This window comes from Pseudomonas sp. Ost2 (assembly GCF_018326065.1).
GTDB classification, from domain to species: Bacteria; Pseudomonadota; Gammaproteobacteria; order Pseudomonadales; family Pseudomonadaceae; genus Aquipseudomonas; species Aquipseudomonas gingeri.
Window position 1 is genome coordinate 1,094,856 of the sequence record NZ_AP021904.1, and the last position, 17,669, is coordinate 1,112,524.

General features: G+C 63.0%; 19 protein-coding genes and 1 pseudogene. 11 read left to right on the plus strand and 9 right to left on the minus strand.

Features of this window, described 5'->3' with window-relative positions:
• Positions 1–94: 94 nt before the first annotated feature.
• On the plus strand, positions 95–439 hold the full coding sequence (locus KI243_RS04750; protein WP_212810558.1) for a hypothetical protein: 345 nt from the start codon (positions 95–97) through the stop codon (positions 437–439).
• A 6-nt stretch (positions 440–445) separates the two neighbouring features.
• Here the strand turns inward: KI243_RS04750 and KI243_RS04755 are convergent, their stop codons facing one another.
• From KI243_RS04755 to KI243_RS04765, 3 genes are read right to left on the minus strand one after another with little or no spacing between them, the layout of a single operon-like run.
• Positions 446–1,474 (minus strand): SIS domain-containing protein, encoded by a 1,029-nt coding sequence (locus KI243_RS04755; protein WP_212810559.1) that lies wholly within the window; start codon positions 1,472–1,474, stop codon positions 446–448.
• 20 nt (positions 1,475–1,494) lie between these two features.
• Positions 1,495–2,496 (minus strand): ROK family protein, encoded by a 1,002-nt coding sequence (locus KI243_RS04760; RefSeq protein ID WP_017123756.1) that lies wholly within the window; start codon positions 2,494–2,496, stop codon positions 1,495–1,497.
• An 8-nt stretch (positions 2,497–2,504) separates the two neighbouring features.
• Positions 2,505–3,908, minus strand: coding sequence for an APC family permease (locus KI243_RS04765; RefSeq protein ID WP_017123755.1), 1,404 nt, complete (start codon positions 3,906–3,908; stop codon positions 2,505–2,507).
• 207 nt (positions 3,909–4,115) lie between these two features.
• Here KI243_RS04765 and KI243_RS04770 point away from each other — a divergent pair, with 207 nt between their 5' ends.
• Both KI243_RS04770 and KI243_RS04775 read left to right on the plus strand, forming a co-directional pair.
• Positions 4,116–5,318: an ROK family transcriptional regulator gene (locus KI243_RS04770; protein ID WP_212810560.1), complete on the plus strand. Its 1,203-nt coding sequence runs from the start codon at positions 4,116–4,118 to the stop codon at positions 5,316–5,318.
• An 85-nt stretch (positions 5,319–5,403) separates the two neighbouring features.
• Entirely contained in the window at positions 5,404–6,081 is a 678-nt protein-coding gene (locus KI243_RS04775; protein WP_212810561.1) for a metallophosphoesterase, read from the plus strand.
• 10 nt (positions 6,082–6,091) lie between these two features.
• On the opposite strand, the gene KI243_RS04780 is transcribed toward KI243_RS04775, so the two are convergent.
• Positions 6,092–6,316 (minus strand): DUF6555 family protein, encoded by a 225-nt coding sequence (locus KI243_RS04780; protein ID WP_017123752.1) that lies wholly within the window; start codon positions 6,314–6,316, stop codon positions 6,092–6,094.
• A gap of 177 nt (positions 6,317–6,493) precedes the next feature.
• On the opposite strand from KI243_RS04780, the gene KI243_RS04785 reads away from it, so the two are divergent.
• Positions 6,494–7,810, plus strand: a complete 1,317-nt coding sequence (locus KI243_RS04785) for a PAS domain-containing methyl-accepting chemotaxis protein (protein WP_177119242.1) — start codon at positions 6,494–6,496, stop codon at positions 7,808–7,810.
• Between the two features lie 94 nt (positions 7,811–7,904).
• On the opposite strand, the gene KI243_RS04790 is transcribed toward KI243_RS04785, so the two are convergent.
• From KI243_RS04790 to KI243_RS04800, 3 genes are all read right to left on the minus strand, one after another.
• Positions 7,905–8,387 (minus strand): RidA family protein, encoded by a 483-nt coding sequence (locus tag KI243_RS04790; protein ID WP_017123750.1) that lies wholly within the window; start codon positions 8,385–8,387, stop codon positions 7,905–7,907.
• Positions 8,388–8,463: 76 nt separating this feature from the next.
• Complete coding sequence (locus KI243_RS04795; RefSeq protein ID WP_017123749.1) at positions 8,464–8,778, minus strand: transcriptional regulator; 315 nt, start codon at positions 8,776–8,778, stop codon at positions 8,464–8,466.
• Positions 8,775–9,119 (minus strand): toxin, encoded by a 345-nt coding sequence (locus tag KI243_RS04800; RefSeq protein WP_177085445.1) that lies wholly within the window; start codon positions 9,117–9,119, stop codon positions 8,775–8,777. Before KI243_RS04800 ends, KI243_RS04795 begins: the two co-directional genes overlap by 4 nt.
• Before the next feature lie 168 nt (positions 9,120–9,287).
• On the opposite strand from KI243_RS04800, the gene KI243_RS04805 reads away from it, so the two are divergent.
• Both KI243_RS04805 and KI243_RS04810 read left to right on the plus strand, forming a co-directional pair.
• A complete protein-coding gene (locus tag KI243_RS04805) occupies positions 9,288–10,175 on the plus strand; it encodes a Dyp-type peroxidase (RefSeq protein WP_017123747.1) in 888 nt (295 codons plus the stop codon).
• A gap of 251 nt (positions 10,176–10,426) precedes the next feature.
• Positions 10,427–10,885 carry a hypothetical protein gene (locus KI243_RS04810; protein ID WP_017123746.1) on the plus strand — a complete coding sequence of 153 codons (459 nt, stop codon included), beginning with the start codon at positions 10,427–10,429 and terminating at the stop codon, positions 10,883–10,885.
• A gap of 36 nt (positions 10,886–10,921) precedes the next feature.
• Here the strand turns inward: KI243_RS04810 and KI243_RS04815 are convergent, their stop codons facing one another.
• A complete protein-coding gene (locus KI243_RS04815; protein ID WP_017123745.1) occupies positions 10,922–11,644 on the minus strand; it encodes a polyphenol oxidase family protein in 723 nt (240 codons plus the stop codon).
• Between the two features lie 143 nt (positions 11,645–11,787).
• Here KI243_RS04815 and ddlA point away from each other — a divergent pair, with 143 nt between their 5' ends.
• Positions 11,788–12,882, plus strand: coding sequence for a D-alanine--D-alanine ligase (ddlA, locus tag KI243_RS04820; protein ID WP_042934434.1), 1,095 nt, complete (start codon positions 11,788–11,790; stop codon positions 12,880–12,882).
• A 73-nt stretch (positions 12,883–12,955) separates the two neighbouring features.
• On the plus strand, positions 12,956–13,996 hold the full coding sequence (locus tag KI243_RS04825) for a DMT family transporter (RefSeq protein ID WP_212810562.1): 1,041 nt from the start codon (positions 12,956–12,958) through the stop codon (positions 13,994–13,996).
• Between the two features lie 32 nt (positions 13,997–14,028).
• On the opposite strand, the pseudogene KI243_RS04830 reads toward KI243_RS04825, so the two are convergent.
• Positions 14,029–14,420, minus strand: a pseudogene (locus KI243_RS04830) (tautomerase family protein).
• Between the two features lie 227 nt (positions 14,421–14,647).
• On the opposite strand from KI243_RS04830, the gene KI243_RS04835 reads away from it, so the two are divergent.
• The 3 genes from KI243_RS04835 to KI243_RS04845 all read left to right on the plus strand — a co-directional run bounded on the left by KI243_RS04835 (position 14,648) and on the right by KI243_RS04845 (position 17,668).
• Positions 14,648–15,643 (plus strand): aldo/keto reductase, encoded by a 996-nt coding sequence (locus KI243_RS04835; RefSeq protein ID WP_212810563.1) that lies wholly within the window; start codon positions 14,648–14,650, stop codon positions 15,641–15,643.
• Between the two features lie 77 nt (positions 15,644–15,720).
• Positions 15,721–16,320 (plus strand): TetR family transcriptional regulator, encoded by a 600-nt coding sequence (locus KI243_RS04840; RefSeq protein ID WP_212810564.1) that lies wholly within the window; start codon positions 15,721–15,723, stop codon positions 16,318–16,320.
• Positions 16,321–16,459: 139 nt separating this feature from the next.
• The gene (locus KI243_RS04845) at positions 16,460–17,668 is read left to right on the plus strand and encodes an MFS transporter (protein WP_212810565.1); all 1,209 of its coding nucleotides are present in this window, start codon (positions 16,460–16,462) and stop codon (positions 17,666–17,668) included.
• Position 17,669: the final 1 nt, after the last annotated feature.

A 17,669-nucleotide genomic window follows, 5' to 3' on the forward strand; every position in this document is an offset into this window, starting at 1 on the left:
TTTTCGAGGAGGTTGACGTTCTGACATTCTGGACAGGACAACGCACGGAGTGGCGGCGTCGGTTCAGGCATTTTCCCGCAAGAGGCATTTCGAAATGGATTTTCGTGTACTGCTGCTGGCCGTGGGCATCGCCCTCGGCACTTCCTTGGCGGCACCGTTGGCAGGATCAGCCGGCGGGCCGTTTCCCGGACACCTGTTGCCTGGGGCATGGCGTTCGCCGGTCTTGCCCCCTTGTCCACAGGCGCAAACGCCGCACTGTGTCAGTCCCATTGTCCAGGCAGCGTTCGTGCGGCAGTCTTCTTCGCTGAAAAATGCGGTGTTTCGCAGCGTGCTCCATAACCCGCGGACCGAAGCCAACCGGCAGGCCGAAGGCGTGCGATTCAGTGGCCATATCGATGAACTGCCACTGAAGGAGCATTTGCCAGTGTGGGTGTTCTGAGCCGGATCAACGGGTTTCCGTGACTTTCTTGAGAAAGCGCGGCTGATCGGGATTGCGCCCGCGCAACTCGGCCAGTTTCGCCGCCATCAGATAGAACCCCTGGATCATGGTGAAGGGCTCCAGCAGCGGATGGGCGGTGGCAACGCTGGGCAACTCCACGCCGGGCGTGCCAGGCGGTGCCACGACCATGACCTGGGCCCCGCGCAGGCGCATATCCTCGGCGAATGCCAGGGTCCCGGCCTGCTCCGGTCCGGAGGGGGCGAACACCAGCACCGGATAACCGGCCTCGATGATTTCCATCGGACCATGGCGCACTTCGGCGCTGGAAAAGGCTTCGGCCTGGATGCCCGAGGTCTCCTTGAGTTTCAGCGCCGCTTCCTGGGCAATCGGCAGCGCCGGGCCGCGCCCGATGACGATCATCTTGTCGGCGGTCTGCAACACCTTCAGCGCCAGTGACCATTCTTCATTGGCCACTGCGGCCAGGGCCGCGGGCAGGCTGTGCAGGGCGGCGCGCAAACCGCTGTCGTGGCCTCGCCGGGCGCCCAGGGCGGCCACGGTCTGCACACCGGCCATCAGCATCGCGACATAACTCTTGGTCGCCGCCACGCTCTGTTCCAGCCCGGCCGGCAACAGCACCTCGGCATCGCTGGCGGCGGCCAGCGGCGAATCGGCGGTGTTGACGAAGGCCGCGACGCTGGCGCCCAACTGCTTGAGATAGGCCACGCTGGCGATCAGGTCCGGGCTCTTGCCCGACTGGGACAGCGCCGCCACCCAGCATTTCTTCAAGCGCAGCGGTGGTTGTTGCAGGCTGACCAGCGACAGCGGGATCGACAGCCAGGGAATCCCCAACTGGCTCATCATCGCGTAGCCGAAGAAAGCGGCGGCGTGATCCGAACTGCCACGGGCGACACTGATGATCAGTTCCGGCAGGTCGGCGGCCAAGCGGTCCGCCAGGGCGTTGATCGCGGTATCGTCGTCGAGCATGTGCTGCACGATGGCGGGGATCGACAGGGTTTCTTGGCGCATCAGCGACATAACAGGGTTACCTGGGTGCTTCAGCCACGCGGGCTGTCGGGTAGGGAAAGAAGGTCGCCGGGGATGAAGCTCAGTCCGGCGGCGTCCATGGCCATGCTCAACGCGCCCCAGAGCGGCGCATCGTGAGTGAAATGGGCGGCGACGATCTGCGGTGGAAACGGCACCACCTGGCGGATCAGCTGCTCGATCACCGGGGCCAGGGTCGATGCCTGGTGGAACAGGCCACCACCAATCGCGATCCGACCGACGTCCAGCGCCACCGCGAGGTTGGCGACCTGCACCGCCATGCCGGCGATGCGTTGTTCCAGGGCCTCGCGCACGGCGCGGTCGTCACTGGCGAACAGGTCCAGGGCGCGGTGGCCGTGGCCGAGCATTTCGTTCGCCAGCTGGGTCAGGGCGGTGCCCGAGAAGAACTCCTCCAGGGGCGCGGCGCCTTTTTCGTGGGTTCGCCACTGGTCGGCGCGCAGCGGATCGAGAAAGGGTTCCAGCATATAGCCGATCTCCATGGCCGCACCGTTACGGCCGCGAATCAGGCGACCGTTGGCTATGGCGGCGGCGGCGAGCCCGGTGCCGAGGTTGAGGTAGATCGCGTCATCGATGCCCACCAGCGAGCCCCAGCGTGCTTCCGCCAGGGCCCCGGCCTTGACATCGTTGTCGAGCATCACCGCCTCGGTGCCCAGGCCGCTGCCGAGCAGGGCCGGCAGGTCGAGGTCTTCGAAGCCCGGCGTATTCGGCGCCATCAACAGCCGGCTGCCGCGCACCACGCCGGGAAACACGGCGGCCACGCTGGCCACCGGCACGTCGCCAAAGTCGGCGACGCAGGCCCGGGCGGCCTGGAGGATGCGCTCCAGCGCCGGCTCGCCACGCAGGCCGTCGGCATGGGTCGCCAGCCTGCGGGTGCTCAGGTGCTGGCTCGCCGGGTCATAACAGGCGACCTGGGTCTTGGTCCCGCCGACATCGATCGCCAGCAGCACGCCTTGGGTGGGCGCCGTGGCGCCCGGGGTATTCAACGGCTCGAACATCGTTGCTATCACTTATTGAAAGGCCAGAGCCGGTGTGCCCGGGCCCAGAACAGATAGGCCACGCAACCCGCCGCGACCCACACCAGCGACCACTGGATCGGGTAGGCGCCGGGGGCGTTGTGGTTGGAAGCGAAGTAGATATAGATCCAGCCTACCAGTGCGATGACGGCCGGGACCGGATACAGCCACATCTTGTAGGGACGCTCCAGGTGCGGCTTGGTCTTGCGCAGCACGAACAGCGAAATGATCTGGGCCACCGATTGCACCAGGATCATCACCGTGGTCAGCAACTGGATCAGCGTGGTGAGGTCGGTGAGGCGCCCGATCATGAAGCCGACCGAGGTCAGCACACCCATGCTGAGGATGCCGTAGACGGGGAAGTCATGCTTGGGATGGGTGACGCTGAAGGCATTGAAGAACACCTTGTCCTTCGCCGCTTCGAACGGCACCCGCGAACCGCCCAGCAAGCCGGCGAACACCGAAGCCACGGCGGTGATCAGGATCAACACGGTGACCACGCCCGCTGCCGTATTGCCCCAAGTTTCGCTCAGCACCACCGAGGCGACGGACTTGTAGGCCGCCGATTCCGGGTCGAGCATGCGGTGCCAGTCAACCACGCCCAGCACGCCGACCTGCATCAGCAGATAGACCGCGAGAATGCCGACGATCGACAGCACGATGGATTTGGGAATCACCCGGCCCGGCTGTTCCACTTCACCGGCCAGGTAGGCCGAGGTGTTGTAGCCCAGGTAGTCGTAGATGCCGATGGTCAGGCCGCCGGCCATGCCGAGCCAGAAACTGCTGTCACCGAGGTTGAAGGCGCCTTCCGGAAAACTGAAGGCCAGGTCGGCGTGGAAGTTGCTCAGGGCGGCGACAATCAATGCGCCGATACTGATCAGCATGATCACCCAGAGCACGATGGTCAGTTTGGCGATCGACTCGATCTTGCGCCAGAGCATGAAGGTGATAGCCCAGATCAGGACCAGGCCGATCAGGTTGCCGGCGGTCTGGCTCATGTCCGGCCAGAACCAGGTCAGGTATTGCACGAAGCCGATGATCCCGGTGGACATGATCAGCGGGATGAACAGCATCGCGGTCCACACGAACAGGAAGGGCAGCAGCTTGCCGGTGCGCTTGCCGAAGGCTTCGCGCAGGTACACGTAGGTCCCGCCCGCACCGGGCAGCGAGGCGCCGAGTTCGGCCCAGACCAGGCCATCGCACAGCGCCAGCAGCGCGCCGAGGATCCAGCCAAGATAAGCCTGCGGGCCGCCCATGATGACGATCATGGTGGGAATGGTGATAAAGGGACCCACGCCGCACATCTGGCTCATGTTCAGGGCCGTGGCGGGAAACAGACCGATTTTTCGCTTGATGCCGGACGAACCCTGCCCGGTGGGGATGCTTGTGCTCATGCTGTGACGACCTCTTGTGCGAGTGACGGAAGGTGGAGGGCAGGTGGCAAGGGTGCTGCGCGCCGGCGAGGGCTTCCATCGACTCGGTATCGTTATTGTTATGGGTTGCGGTCGCCCGAGGAGCTACTGCGACCGAGGTGTAGAAAAACACGTCACGACTATTAATTCAACTTGATTTAATTAATCGGCGGCGACGATCATCGGCGCATGAAAAATCCCCAGCACACCCGTACGGTAACCACCGGCACCAACGCCGAACATGCCCGCCTGCACAACCGCCGGGTGATTCTCGAGGCCATCCGCCTGGGCGGGCGCCTGACCCGCGCCGACCTCACGCGCCTGACTTCGCTGACGGCGCAGACGGTCTCGAACATCGTCACCGAGCTGCAGGAAGAGGGCGTGCTATTGGCCCATGCGGCGGAGAAGATCGGTCGCGGCCAGCCGCCGGTGCCGTTGTCGATCAACCCGCAAGGGGGTTATTCCATCGGTTTCCATGTCGAGCAGCATTCGATCATCGGCGTGTTGCTCGACCTGCTCGGGGACGCCCAGGCCCAGGTCACCCTGGCGGTCAGCTACCCGAGCTTCGACGACGCGCTGCCGCTGCTGCTCGACACCGTTGGGCAGTTTCGTGCGCTCCGGCCCGAGGGGCGTTTTCTCGGGGTCGGGGTGGCGCTGCCGGGCCCGTTCAGTGTCGAAGGCATGACTTCGGTGGGGCCGACGGCGATGTCCGGCTGGGATGACCCGCAGATTCCGGCGCGCCTGCACCAGGCCGTCGGCCTGCCGGTGCTGATCGAGAACGATGCCACGGCGGCGACCATGGGCGAGCGGTTATACGGCATCGCCAGCGACCTGCACAACTTCGTCCACCTGTTTATCGGCAGCGGCCTTGGGGCCGGCCTGTACCTGGGCAACCGCTTGTATTCCGGGCACTGGCACAACGCCGGGGAGATCGGCCACATGACGGTGGTGCCCGGGGGCAAGAGTTGCCATTGCGGCAACCGGGGCTGCCTGGAGCGCTATATTTCGATTGCCGCGCTGCTGGAGCACCTGGGGCAATCCGGCGATCAGGACCTGGCCGCCTGGAATCTCGACGATCTGCGCTTCAAGGCCGGCGTCGAGTCCTGGCTCGACGAAGCCGCACCGGCATTGCGCCAGGCGATCAACATCCTCGAATCGCTGCTCGATCCGCAGACCATCCTGATCAGCGGTTTCCTCCCCGAGGCGATCCTGGCCCGCCTGGTGGCGCGGCTGGAGCCCTTGCACCGCTCCATCAGCAGTCGCTCGGATCGCGAGTACCCGCGTATCCAGCTCGGCACCGCCGGGCACGATGCGGTGGCCCTGGGCGCGGCGGCGCTGATGATCCTCGCGGAGATCAGTCCGGACTATGAAGCGTTGCTCAAGCCGGAGTGAGAGGGTTTATATCGGCTTTACTCTATGGAGGGTGTCAGGACTCGCCGATTCCGGCGCTGCCCTGCTGACACGGGAGTAACGGGTCATGGCGCGGTTTGTTCACTACCCCCTCAATACCCGGGGCCGGGATTTCGCCGTCGGCGATATCCATGGTCATTTCAGCCGCTTGCAGGCAGCGCTGGATCGGCTCGGGTTCGATCCGGAGTGTGACCGGCTGTTCAGCGTCGGAGACCTGGTCGACCGTGGCCCCCAGAGCGAAGAGGCCCTGGGGTGGCTGGAGCGTTCCTGGTTCGCGGCGGTGCAGGGCAATCACGAAGCCCTGGCGATCCAGCATGTCGAGGGTCTGCCCCTGGACTACGGGATGTATCGTGCCAGCGGTGGCGGCTGGTTTCTCGACAGCAGCGCGCAGAAGCAACGATTGTTCGCCAGGCGCTTTGCGCAAATGCCGATTGCCCTGGAAGTCGAGACCCGACTCGGCCTGGTGGGGCTGGTGCATGCCGACAGTCCTTTCGCCACCTGGAGTGCCTTGCGTGACTATCTGCTGGGCCATTCCCAGGTGCGGATCGCTGTCGAAGAGGTCTGCCAGTGGTCACGTATGCGCCTGAAAAACCATGACACCAGTGGCATTCGCGAGGTGCGGGCGGTGATGGTCGGGCATACGCCGCTGCCCCAGCCCACTGTATTGGGCAATGTCTATCACATCGATACGGCAGGCTGGGGCAGCGGTCATTTCACCCTGATGGAGCTGGACACCTTGAGCTAGCCCCGCTCTTTCAGGCCTGGCGCCAGCTCACCGCCTCGATACCGAATTTCTCGGCCATGGGCTTGCTGGTCTTTTTCACCCGTTCGCGACCGAACTTGCCGATGCGGCCGACGCCGGCATCGCAGCTTGCCCAATGCCAGGCTTCGGCATTATCCATGTGCTCGGAGCGAATGATGAAGGACTTGGGACTGCCGTGAAGGGTGTAGTCGATAACGAAAAGTTTTGCCGTACTCATGGATCTGAAACTCCTCCCTGTTGTTGTAGAGGTGATCCCCGGGCAGCGGAAAAATTCCGTCGAACAGCCAGACGGTTGGCTGTAACAAATAACTCGGAAATGTCCTTCAGAAAATATATCGGTAGCCGATGCCAATGGCAGATCGCCGCATTTCCCTTTTGCCCATCGGTGCCCACCATGTTCAACAAACGCTTGAAGCAGGAGCTGTCGGCTCTTCGCGAGGAACTGTCCAGCCTCCAGCAAGTCAAGGAAAGCCTTGAACTGGAGATGCTGGTGCTCAATCTGGACCCCGATGGCCGTATCGAGTCAGTCAACCAGAATTTCATCCAGGAAATGCTCTACCAGAGCAGCGCCCTGGTGGGTCGTCATATCGACGAATTCGTCCCTGCCTACCTGAAGAACTCGGATTTTCACCAGCGCTTCAAGAACGCCCTGACCCGTGGCGAGCACTTCAGCGGCGCGGTACGCCTGCTGCGGGGCAACGGCCAGGAAGCCTGGCTGCGTTCGATCGTGCAGCCGGTGCGCAGCTCCGACGGTCGCATCAAGCATTTTTCGATCTACTCCAACGACCTGACCCGGACCATCGAGAGTTCCCGCGAGCATGAGAACCTGATCGGCGCGCTGTTGCGTTCCACGGCGGTGATCGAGTTCAACCTGGCCGGCGAGGTATTGACCGCCAATGATCGTTTCCTCGATGGCATGGGCTATAGCCTGGCGCAGATCAAGGGCAAGCATCACCGTATCTTCTGCGATGCGGCGGAAGCCGGCAGCGCGGACTACCAGGCATTCTGGAAGCGCCTGAACGCCGGTGAGTTCATCGCCGGGCGTTTCAAGCGTGTGGACAGCCATGGTCGTGTGGTCTGGCTGGAGGCTTCCTATAACCCTGTCCTCGATGCCAACGAGCGCCTCTACAAGGTGGTGAAGTTCGCCACCGTGATCACCGAGCAGGTGAATCAGGAGCAGGCCGTGGCCGAGGCGGCGAACATCGCCTACAGCACCTCGCTGCAAACCGATGCCAGTGCCCAGCGCGGTACCACCGTGGTGACCCAGGCGGTCGAAGTGATGCGCGACCTGGCCCAGCACATGCAGCATGCCGGTGACGGGATCGAGGCGCTCAATGCCCAGTCCCAGGTGATTGGCACCATCGTCAAGACCATCAGCGGCATTGCCGAACAGACCAACCTGCTGGCGTTGAACGCGGCCATCGAAGCGGCACGTGCCGGTGAGCAGGGGCGCGGTTTCGCGGTGGTGGCCGACGAGGTCCGGCAACTGGCTTCGCGCACCAGCCAGGCGACCGATGAGATCGTCCTGGTGGTACGCCAGAACCAGGACATGGCGCGCGATGCGGTGTCGCTGATGAGCAGCGGCAAGACCCAGGCCGAGGAAGGCTTGGCGCTGGCCGCTGAGGCGGGGACGGTGATTGTCGAGATCCAGGACGGTGCGCAGCGCGTGGTCAGTGCGGTCGGGCAGTTCGCCAACCAGTTGAGCACCTGACGCGACTTTTGCGCACCGGTGCGGGTTTGCCGGTGATCCAGGCGACGCGGGTTGATCAGACTGCGCGTCGCGGCCATCGCCAGCAAGCCGGCTCCTACGGTTTGAGCGCCACCACCACGTCGACTTCGACCGAAGCATTCTTCGGTAGCTGGAACACACCCACCGATGTACGGGTGTGCACCCCGGCCTCGCCGAACACCGTGTAGAGCACTTCCGAGGCGCCATCGGCGACTTCGCTCTGTTGCGTGAAGTCCGAAGCGCTTTGCACATACACGTTGATGCGCAACACCTTCTTGATCCGTCCCAGGTCGCCTTCGAGCATCTGCCGCAGAATCGCCAGCGCGCGCATGGTGCTGATCTGCGCCCCGTGCCGGGCCTGTTCCAGGGTGGTTTCGGCGCCGACGCGACCGGTCACCATCACGGTATTGTCGACACGCGGGATCTGCCCGCTGACATAGATTTCGAGATCGTTCTGCACCGCCGGTACGTAATTGCCGCCGATCTTCATTTCACCATCGAAGTTGTAGCCAAGCTGCTGGGCAATATGGGCGAACTGTTCGTTTCTGGACTGCGGCATCGTTCTCTTCCTGATAATTGAGGGCGCTGGAGATCGGGGGCCTGCCATTCAGGCCGGGTCCCGGCAGTGCATCAAATCACACGGCTCTCAGACGCTCAATCATGTCGGGAAAGCGCTCCACGAGTTTGATCAGCAGCGCTGCCTGAGCGTTGGGCCGGGATTTGGCTTGCTCCCAGTTCTTGAGCGTATCGGGACTGGTTCGAATCCGGTGGGCAAAAACCGGTTGTGACATGTGCAGCTTTTCTCGCAAAGCGACAATTTCCTGCGCTGTGACGACTGGGGGCGGTAGCTCTTCCAGCTCACAGTGACGAAGGGTGATTTTACCTTCGCGATGTTCGGCCATTTCTGTGACGCCTTGCATCAGTTCGGCAAACAGATCGCGCTTTTTCATGTTTTACCTCGTCGCTTCAATTCGGCATCAATCGCCGTTTTCAGCATGTTTTCCTGGTGTGGTGTCAGGTTTTCCAGCTCGCCTTTGTCATAGATAGCGAACATCCAGAACTGGCCACACTCCAGCAGCCAGTAATAGATGATCCGCAAGCCACCACGCTTGCCCTTGCCTCTTCGAACATCGGGCCAGCGTATTTTGCGAAAACCTCCTGTGCGAGGCATGACATCTCCTGCATGAGGATTGGCCTGCATCTCGAGTTGGAGTTGTCGATATTCGTCATCGGTAAGGTAATGACTCACCGTGGCAGTGAACTGTGATGTTTCGAAGAATACGGATTTCATGATGAAAAACATAGGTGATTTGCCTATGTTTTATGAAGCGGGCGTTTTCTCGCAAAAGCTGGCGTATTTCTCGGTTTTTTGTAGGAGGGATCATCACCCTATCACTGGCTCCCTGCAGCACTCGCGTCGCAACACAGGTAAACTCCCGCCTTTCACAAAGGAGTTCCCATGAGTCACTACCAGCCCGGCATCCTCGCCAAGCCTGTGCCCTTGCAGGCACGCCACCTGTTTTTCGCCCTGGAATCGGCCGAAGCATTGCCGGCAGCACTCGACAATCTTTCCCGGCTGGTGGATGGGAAAAACGCCGTGGTCGGCTTCGGCGAGTCGCTGGTGCAGGCGCTGGGTGCCCGGGTGGAAGGCCTGCGGGTATTCCCGGCCATCAGTGGCGCGGGTGTGGATAACCCGTCGACCCAGCACTCGCTGTGGTGCTGGTTGCATGGTGACGACCGTGGCGAGTTGCTGCACCGCAGTCGCGAACTGGAAGCCGCCCTGGCGCCGGCGTTGAGGCTGGTGCAGATGACCGAAGCCTTCCGCTACAAGACCGGCCATGACCTGACCGGCTACGAAGACGGCACCGAGAACCCGGTAGACCAGGCTGCCGTCGAGGCGGGTATCGCCGCGGGTGATGTCGCCGGCCTGCACGGTGGCAGTTTTGCCGCGATCCAGCAGTGGCAGCACGACCTGGACGGTTTTGCCGCCATGCCGTCCCATGAGCAGGACAACATCATGGGGCGCCGCAAGAGCGATAACGAAGAGCTGGACGACGCGCCGGAATCGGCCCACGTCAAGCGCACGGCCCAGGAAAGCTTCGCCCCGGAGGCGTTTGTCGTGCGCCGTTCCATGCCCTGGTCGAACGAGCAGGGCGCCGGCCTGATGTTCCTGGCGTTCGGTTGCAGCTTCGATGCCTTCGAGGCCCAACTGCGGCGCATGAGCGGGCTGGATGACGGCATCGCCGATGCCCTCTATCGCTTCAGCCGGCCGATCACCGGCGGTTACTACTGGTGCCCGCCATTGAAGGACGGTCACCTGGACCTGAGTGCGCTACTGGCCGGCTAAACGAAAACATTTCCAGTTCTGCGGAAAAAACGCCCGATGTCCTGCATCGGGCGTTTTTTTCATGACAGAAACTAAACTCAAGACGTAGCACTCACGCAGCTGCATCCCGTTGGTGGCGCACTCGCACCCTTGGCCCGCCGGCAGGGCTGCGTAGGCGGCCGCGGCAAAAGCAGGCGGTATTCCTCCAGGCGCCGGTTTGCCCTTGTCCAAGGGTGAGACTCGGGCTCTAAAAGGGCCGGGGAGTGTCTGTCATGATCTCTGTTCGTTACTGCCGGCTCACGGTGCTGGCCGGTATCCTGTTGGCCGTGACCATTGCGAGGGTGCTGGCTGCGCCCGTCGTCAACGAACCGATCAACATGGAGGCGGTGCAACTGGCGCCGCAACAGCAAAATGGCGTGGAGTACCTGACGGGGGGGATTGGCCTGGACGAGTCCCAGGCGTTGATCCAGACCCGCGGCTACAACCTGCATATCGTTTCCTCCACCGGGCCCAAGGACGAGTACCTGCCCGATGTGAACATCACCATCAACAAGGCCGGCGGTGAGCCGGTGTTGAGCCTGATTCAGGTCGGGCCGATGGTCTACGTCAAGCTGCCGGCGGGCAAATACCAGATTGTCAGCAGCCGTGAAGGGCACGAGAACCGGCAAAGTATCGTGGTCGACGGCAAGGGTACGCAGACGGTGAATGTCCACTGGAATGATGGCTACTGATTCCAGGGCACATGAATCGGGGGGCTGCGGGCAGGCTCAGATCCGTTGGATCCAGGAGTACTGGAAGGCCTTTTTCTCGTCCGCCTCGTGGGTTCGGCGGCGGTAGCTGCCAAACGCCGGTGACGAGCAATAGGTACAGACCGGACTGACTTCGACCTGTGCGTCCGTGATGCCTGCTGCGCGTAGGAGCAGCAGTGCATAGGCCTGCAGGTCGAACCAGTAGCTGCCCGATTGTCTCGCCGCGGGAGGTGCGATGGCGGGCGATGAAAGCGGTGTCGGCTGCTCGCGCGTCCAGGGGGCGACAGCGGTTTGCCAGAGATGCCCCTGGGCCGCCTGCAACTCATTCACGAACTGCTCGCTGACTTCATAACAGCACGGCTTGATCGACGGGCCGATGGCGATGCGCAGCGTCTGCCGGGGAATCTCCAGCGCCTCGAAGCGCGCGATGGCATTGCCGATGATGCCACCCTGCAGGCCTTTCCAGCCGCCATGGAGCGCCGCCACCAGCGAACCGTCCGTGGCGGCCACCAGCAACGGCAGGCAATCGGCGGTGATCACCGCGATCGGTCGTTCGCCGTCGGTGTATACCGCATCGCCTTGCAGCGATCCGGCCGGCAGATTGTCCGGCGCCTCGATCAGCGTCGCGCTGTGAATCTGCTTGCAGGTGAACACCTCGGCGGGCAGGCCGTCGTTGCCCAGGGTCAGGAAAGCGTGGCGGATACCGGCGATCTGACTGAGGTTGCTGGCGTATTCACTCACTATGGCTGCTCCATCCATCGCTCGAATCGCCAGCAGCATACCCGGATTGATGATTTTGGGGATGCGCAATCGGTGCCTTGCGCATAGGCTGCGCACAGAGGGAGATGGCTCCCGGAAACACACTTTGGACACGAGGCCGGATGATGGGCAAGTTGCGAGTCGGGATTATTTTCGGTGGGCTGGGCGCGGAGCATGAGGTGTCGCTGCAATCGGCAAAAAATGTGGTCGACGCGCTGGATCGCGAGCGCTTCGAACCGATCCTGATCGGTATCGACAAGCAGGGCGGCTGGCATCTCAACGACAGCTCCAACTACCTGCTCAACGCGCAGAACCCGGCGCTGATTGCCCTCAACCAATCCAATCGGGAACTGGCGGTGGTGCCGGGCAAGGCCGGCGGACAACTGGTCGAGACCGGCAGCCAGGCCCTGCTGGAACAGGTCGATGTGATCTTCCCGATTGTCCACGGCACCCTCGGTGAAGACGGCTGCCTGCAAGGCCTGTTGCGCATGGCGGACCTGCCCTTTGTCGGCTCCGACGTACTCGGTTCTGCGGTGTGCATGGACAAGGATGTCAGCAAGCGCCTGCTGCGCGATGCCGGCCTGGCGGTGACCCCGTTTATCACGGTGAACCGGGTCACGGCCGCGCGGCTGGATTTCGAGAAGGCGCAGGCGACGCTGGGCCTGCCGATGTTCGTCAAGCCGGCGAACCAGGGTTCCTCGGTGGGTGTGAGCAAGGTCGAGACCGCCAGCGAATACCAGGAGGCGCTGGCACTGGCCCTGGGTTTCGATGAGAAGGTCCTGGTCGAGTCGGCGGTCAGCGGCCGGGAAATCGAGTGCGCGATCCTGGGTAACGATCAGCCGGTGGCCAGCGGCTGCGGCGAGATCGTCGTACGCAGCGGTTTCTATTCCTATGACAGCAAATACATCGACGCCCAGGCCGCCGAAGTGGTGGTGCCGGCGGCGATCAGCGAGGAGGCCAGCGAGCGGATCCGCGCGCGGGCGATCGAGGCGTTCCAGGTGCTCGGCTGTTCCGGGCTGGCGCGTGTCGACGTGTTCCTGACCGACAGCGGCGAAGTGCTGATCAACGAGGTCAACTCGCTGCCGGGGTTCACCCGCATCAGCATGTACCCCAAGTTGTGGCAGGCGGCGGGAATGAGCTACAGCGAGCTGGTCAGCCGATTGATCGAGCTGGCGCTGGAGCGCCACGAGGCACGGCGCGGATTGAAGAACAGTCGCTGAACGGTGCGACGATTCGATTGATCAGGTGCCGCCGGCGCCATGATTATCCCCATTACGACAAAGGTCCTTTCCGATGAAACCGAGCATGCTCTACGCATTGGCCGCTGCCGCCCTGTTCGGCGCCAGTACTCCGCTCGCCAAGTGGCTGGGAGTGGGCATGTCCCCCGTCCTGCTGGCGGGACTCTTGTACCTCGGCAGCGGCCTCGGCCTGGCCGTTGTCCGTGTTGTCCGGGATCGCGGCTGGCAGAAGAGCGGGCTGACCCGCGGGGAGTGGCCATGGTTGATCAGCGCCATTGCCTTTGGCGGCGTGCTGGGGCCGGTGGCATTGATGTTCGGCCTGGGCCATACCCGCGGGGCGACCGCTTCCCTGATGCTCAACCTGGAGTCGGTGCTCACTGCCGTGCTGGCCTGGGTCGTGTTCAGGGAGAACGCGGACCGGCGGATCGTGATCGGCATGATCGCCATTGTCTCGGGTAGCCTGGTCCTGTCATGGCCGCAGCAGGCCGCGACCGTCCAGGACTGGACGGGACCGCTGGCTGTGGCGTTCGCCTGCCTGTGCTGGGCCATCGACAATAACCTGACCCGTAAAGTCTCGGCCTCGGATGCGCTGTTTATCGCCGGGCTCAAGGGCCTGGCGGCGGGCGGCGTCAACTGTGCCCTGGCCCTGGCCATCGGGGCGCAGTTGCCGGCGTTGCCGGTACTGGTGCCGACCCTGTTGCTGGGCTTTCTCGGCTATGGTGTCAGTCTGGTGCTGTTTGTGCTGGCATTGCGCGGGCTCGGCAGTGCCCGCACCGGGGCGTACTTTTCCACGGTGCCGTTTCTGGGGGCGCTGATCGCCATCGTGCTGTTGGGCGAGTCGGTGTCGCTGCTGTTCTGGATTGCGGCTCTGCTGATGGCCTTGGGCGTCTGGATCCACCTGATGGAGAACCATGTCCACGAGCATCAGCACGATCCGCTCCAGCACAGCCATCGTCATGTGCATGACGAGCACCACCAGCACACCCATGACTTTGCGTGGGAGGCCGGGGAGCCCCACAGTCATACCCATGAACATGCGCCGATCCGCCACAGCCATGCGCATTTCCCGGATATCCACCACCGGCACAGCCACTGAGAGAAGCACGCGCCCGTGGCGGGCGCGTCAGCTTATTCCGTCGGCGCGTATTGCATCTCGCCGTTGCCAAACGACCAGTCCTCGCGTTTCACGTCGACCAGGCTGATCCACACGTCCTCCTTGCGCAGTCCGGTCCTGGCGTGAATGCCCTCGGCGATCGCCTTGTAAAAGGCCTTCTTGACCTCGATCGTGCGGCCGGCATTCCAGGTCACCTGGATAAAGACGATGTTCGGCGTGTAGGTCACGCCGAGATAGCCGGCCGCGGGATAGACCAGTTCATCGCCGGCATGGCGATTGATGATCTGGAATTTGTCGTGCTCGGGGACATTGGCGGTCTGCAGCATGGCCTGGTAGACCACATCGCTGATGGCCGCAACGGTCTCAGGGGGGTGTCGGCAGCAACATCGATTCTGACTAACGGCATGGTTCGATCCTTTTCGCGTAGGTAAGGGAGCGCCCGGCATTCAAGGGCGCGCACCCGGAAACCAGGCCGGGGTTTTGCTCATCAAGCGTCTTGCGAAACCCCGGACCCGGTTTCTGCATAATAGATGTTAATTAACATTTATTGAATAGATGTTTTTCATCATGTATTGTTCGAGGCGAATACCTGATCAGCAGATCCTGACCATCCATGTGAAGCCGGAGTTTTTCATGAGTCTCAAAGACAAGATCATCGGCCAGTTGGGCTTTGGCACCGCGCCGCTGGGCAACATGTTTCGCGCGATCAGCGAGGAGGAGGCCGCTGCCACCGTCGAAGCCGCCTGGAGCCATGGCATCCGCTTTTTCGACACCGCGCCGCTGTACGGCGCCGGCCTGTCCGAAAGCCGCCTCGGCAGTGCCCTGGCCCACTACGCACGCGACGAGTACACCCTGAGCACAAAGGTGGGGCGGCCGATCTCCGACGAAGTCCATGACGCGTCCCGTTCGGGGCCGTTCAGCCTGGGCAATCCCAACAAGATGCTCACGGACTATTCCGCGGATGCGACCCTGCGTTCGATCGAGGGCAGCCTGCAACGGCTCGGCACTGATCGCCTGGATATCGTGTTTGTCCACGATGTCGCGCAGGACGCCCATGGCGACCAATGGATCGAGCACTTCAATATTGCCCGCACGGGGGCATTCCGCGTACTCGCCAGCCTCAAGGAACAAGGCGTCATCAAGGCCTGGGGACTGGGTGTGAACCGTGTCGAACCCTGTGAACTGACCCTGGATCTCGACGAGTTCCGTCCGGACGGTTTCCTGCTGGCCGGTCGTTATACCCTGCTCGATCACGAACAGCCTCTGCAGCGGCTGTTTGCCAAGGCCAGCGCCAAAGGCGCCGAGTTCATCAGCGGCGGCCCCTACAGTTCGGGCGTGCTGGTGGGCGGTACGCACTTCGAGTATCAGCCGGCGTCTGCCGAGATGCTGGAGAAGGTCCGGCGCATCCATGAGCTCGCCCGACAGTACGACGTCGACATCAAGGCGGCGGCGTTGCAGTTCGTATTGGCCAACCCGTTGGTGGCCGCGGTCATTCCCGGGGCCAGCCGCCCTTCGCGGATTGCCGAGGATGCGCGGTCCATCGAAGCCGTGATCGCGCCGCAGTTCTGGCAGGCGATGAAGGCACAAGGCTTTATTTGCGCGAATGCACCCACGCCTGCCGAAAAGTGAGTCGAGAGGGGAGAGGTCGCGGCGGCCTCTCTCTTTCCTGAATCATGAAGGTGGACATTGATTTCAGAGAGGTCGCCATGCCCAGAGTTTCCCGTGCCCAGTCCGAGCTCAACCGGATCAAGATCACGCAGACGGCGACGCGGTTGTTCCGCGAGCGTGGTTTCCAGAGTGTCAGCCTGTCTGAAGTGATGCATGAATCAGGGCTGACCCATGGCGGCTTCTATGGTCACTTCGCTTCGAAGGAGGCCTTGGCCAATGAGGCCTGTGCCCAGGCATTCGAGCAGTCGGTCAATGGCTGGCGCGAGAAGATGGCCGCGCACCCGCAAAAGCACCAGGCCCGGCAGAGCCTGATCGACCATTACCTGGCGGACAGCAAGCTCGAGCAGCATCAGGACACTTGTCCGGTGGTCGCGTTTTCCGCGGAGATGGCCCATGAAGATTCGCGGTCCGCGGTTCACCAGACCTTTCTGCGCGGGCTGGAGGCGCTGATCTCGACTTACGCCACTGCGGTCGAGGGGGATGGCTCCGCCGAAAGCGAAGCCGCCGGCCGGCAAACCGCGTTGGTGGAGTACGCGCTGATGGTCGGAGCGATGACCATGGCCCGGGCCGCCGGCGAGGCGCCTCTGTCGGCGGAAGTGCTCGCCGCGGTGAGGGCGTTTCTGCGCAAGGCGTCGTGAGCACGGCTGGTCGACCTGGCTGCCGGAGGCACTCAGCCATGCATGTTCGGCATGGGTGATATCACCGCCAGCTCTCTACTCCCACGCCTGGCTTGTCATTACTCTCGCTCGTCCCCTTCTTCGCTTTTGTGAGAAAGCCATGAGCGCCATTCCACAAGCAACAGGCATGACCCGGGGCAGGGTGATGCTGTTCGCGTTCTGCTGCGGCGCCATCGTCGCCAACATCTACTACACGCAACCGATCATCGACCTGATCGCCCCGGACGTCGGCTTGACTGCGGCCCTGGCCAGCCTGATCGTGTCCCTGACCCAGATCGGCTACGCCCTGGGTCTGTTCTTCCTGGTGCCGCTGGGCGACCTGCTGGAAAACCGCCGCCTGATGATCGTCACCAACCTGGTGGCCATCGTCAGCCTGCTGGGGGCGGCATTCACCGAGCAGCCAAACCTGTTCCTGCTGGTGTCGTTGCTGATCGGTTTCAGTTCGGTTGCCGTGCAGATCCTGATCCCGCTGGCGGCGCACCTGGCGCCTGCCGAGTCCCGCGGTCGTGTGCTCGGCAGCATCATGAGCGGCCTGCTGCTGGGCATCCTGCTGGCGCGGCCGGTGTCCAGCGTGGTGGCCGACCACTTCGGCTGGCGCGCGATGTTCATGGTGGCCGCGGCGCTGATGATGGTTATCAGCCTGGTGCTGTGGCTGACCATCGCCAGGCGCCAGCCGGATCACTCGGCCAGCTATGGCCAGTTGCTGTGTTCCCTGGGCACGCTGCTGCGTCGGCAGCCGGTGCTGCGCCAGCGCGCGTTCTATCACGGCTGCATGTTTGCCACCTTCAGTCTGTTCTGGACCGCCGTGCCGCTGGAGCTGATCCGCAACCATGGCCTGAGCCAGACCCAGATCGCGATTTTTGCCCTGGTCGGCGCCATCGGCGCGGTGGCCGCTCCCATCGCCGGACGGCTGGCGGATGCGGGCCACACGCACAGGGCTTCGCTGCTGGCGATGATTTTTGCCGCGCTGAGTTTCCTTCCGGCCCTGGTACACCCGTTGTACAGCGTGATCGGCCTGGCGGTGAGCGGTGTGGTCCTGGATTTCTGCGTGCAGATGAACATGGTCCTCGGCCAACGGGCGATCTACGCCCTCGATGCCAACAGTCGCGGCCGGTTGAACGCGTTGTACATGACCAGCATTTTCGTCGGCGGCGCCTTTGGTTCGGCGATCGCCAGCAGCGTGTACGAACGCGGCGGCTGGCTGGGGGTGATGCTGGTGGGCAGCGTACTGCCGCTGGTGGCATTGTTGCGGTTCTTGAGTGTGCCCAGGCAGACCGCCGGGATTACACTCGATAGCCAGGCCCCTTGAG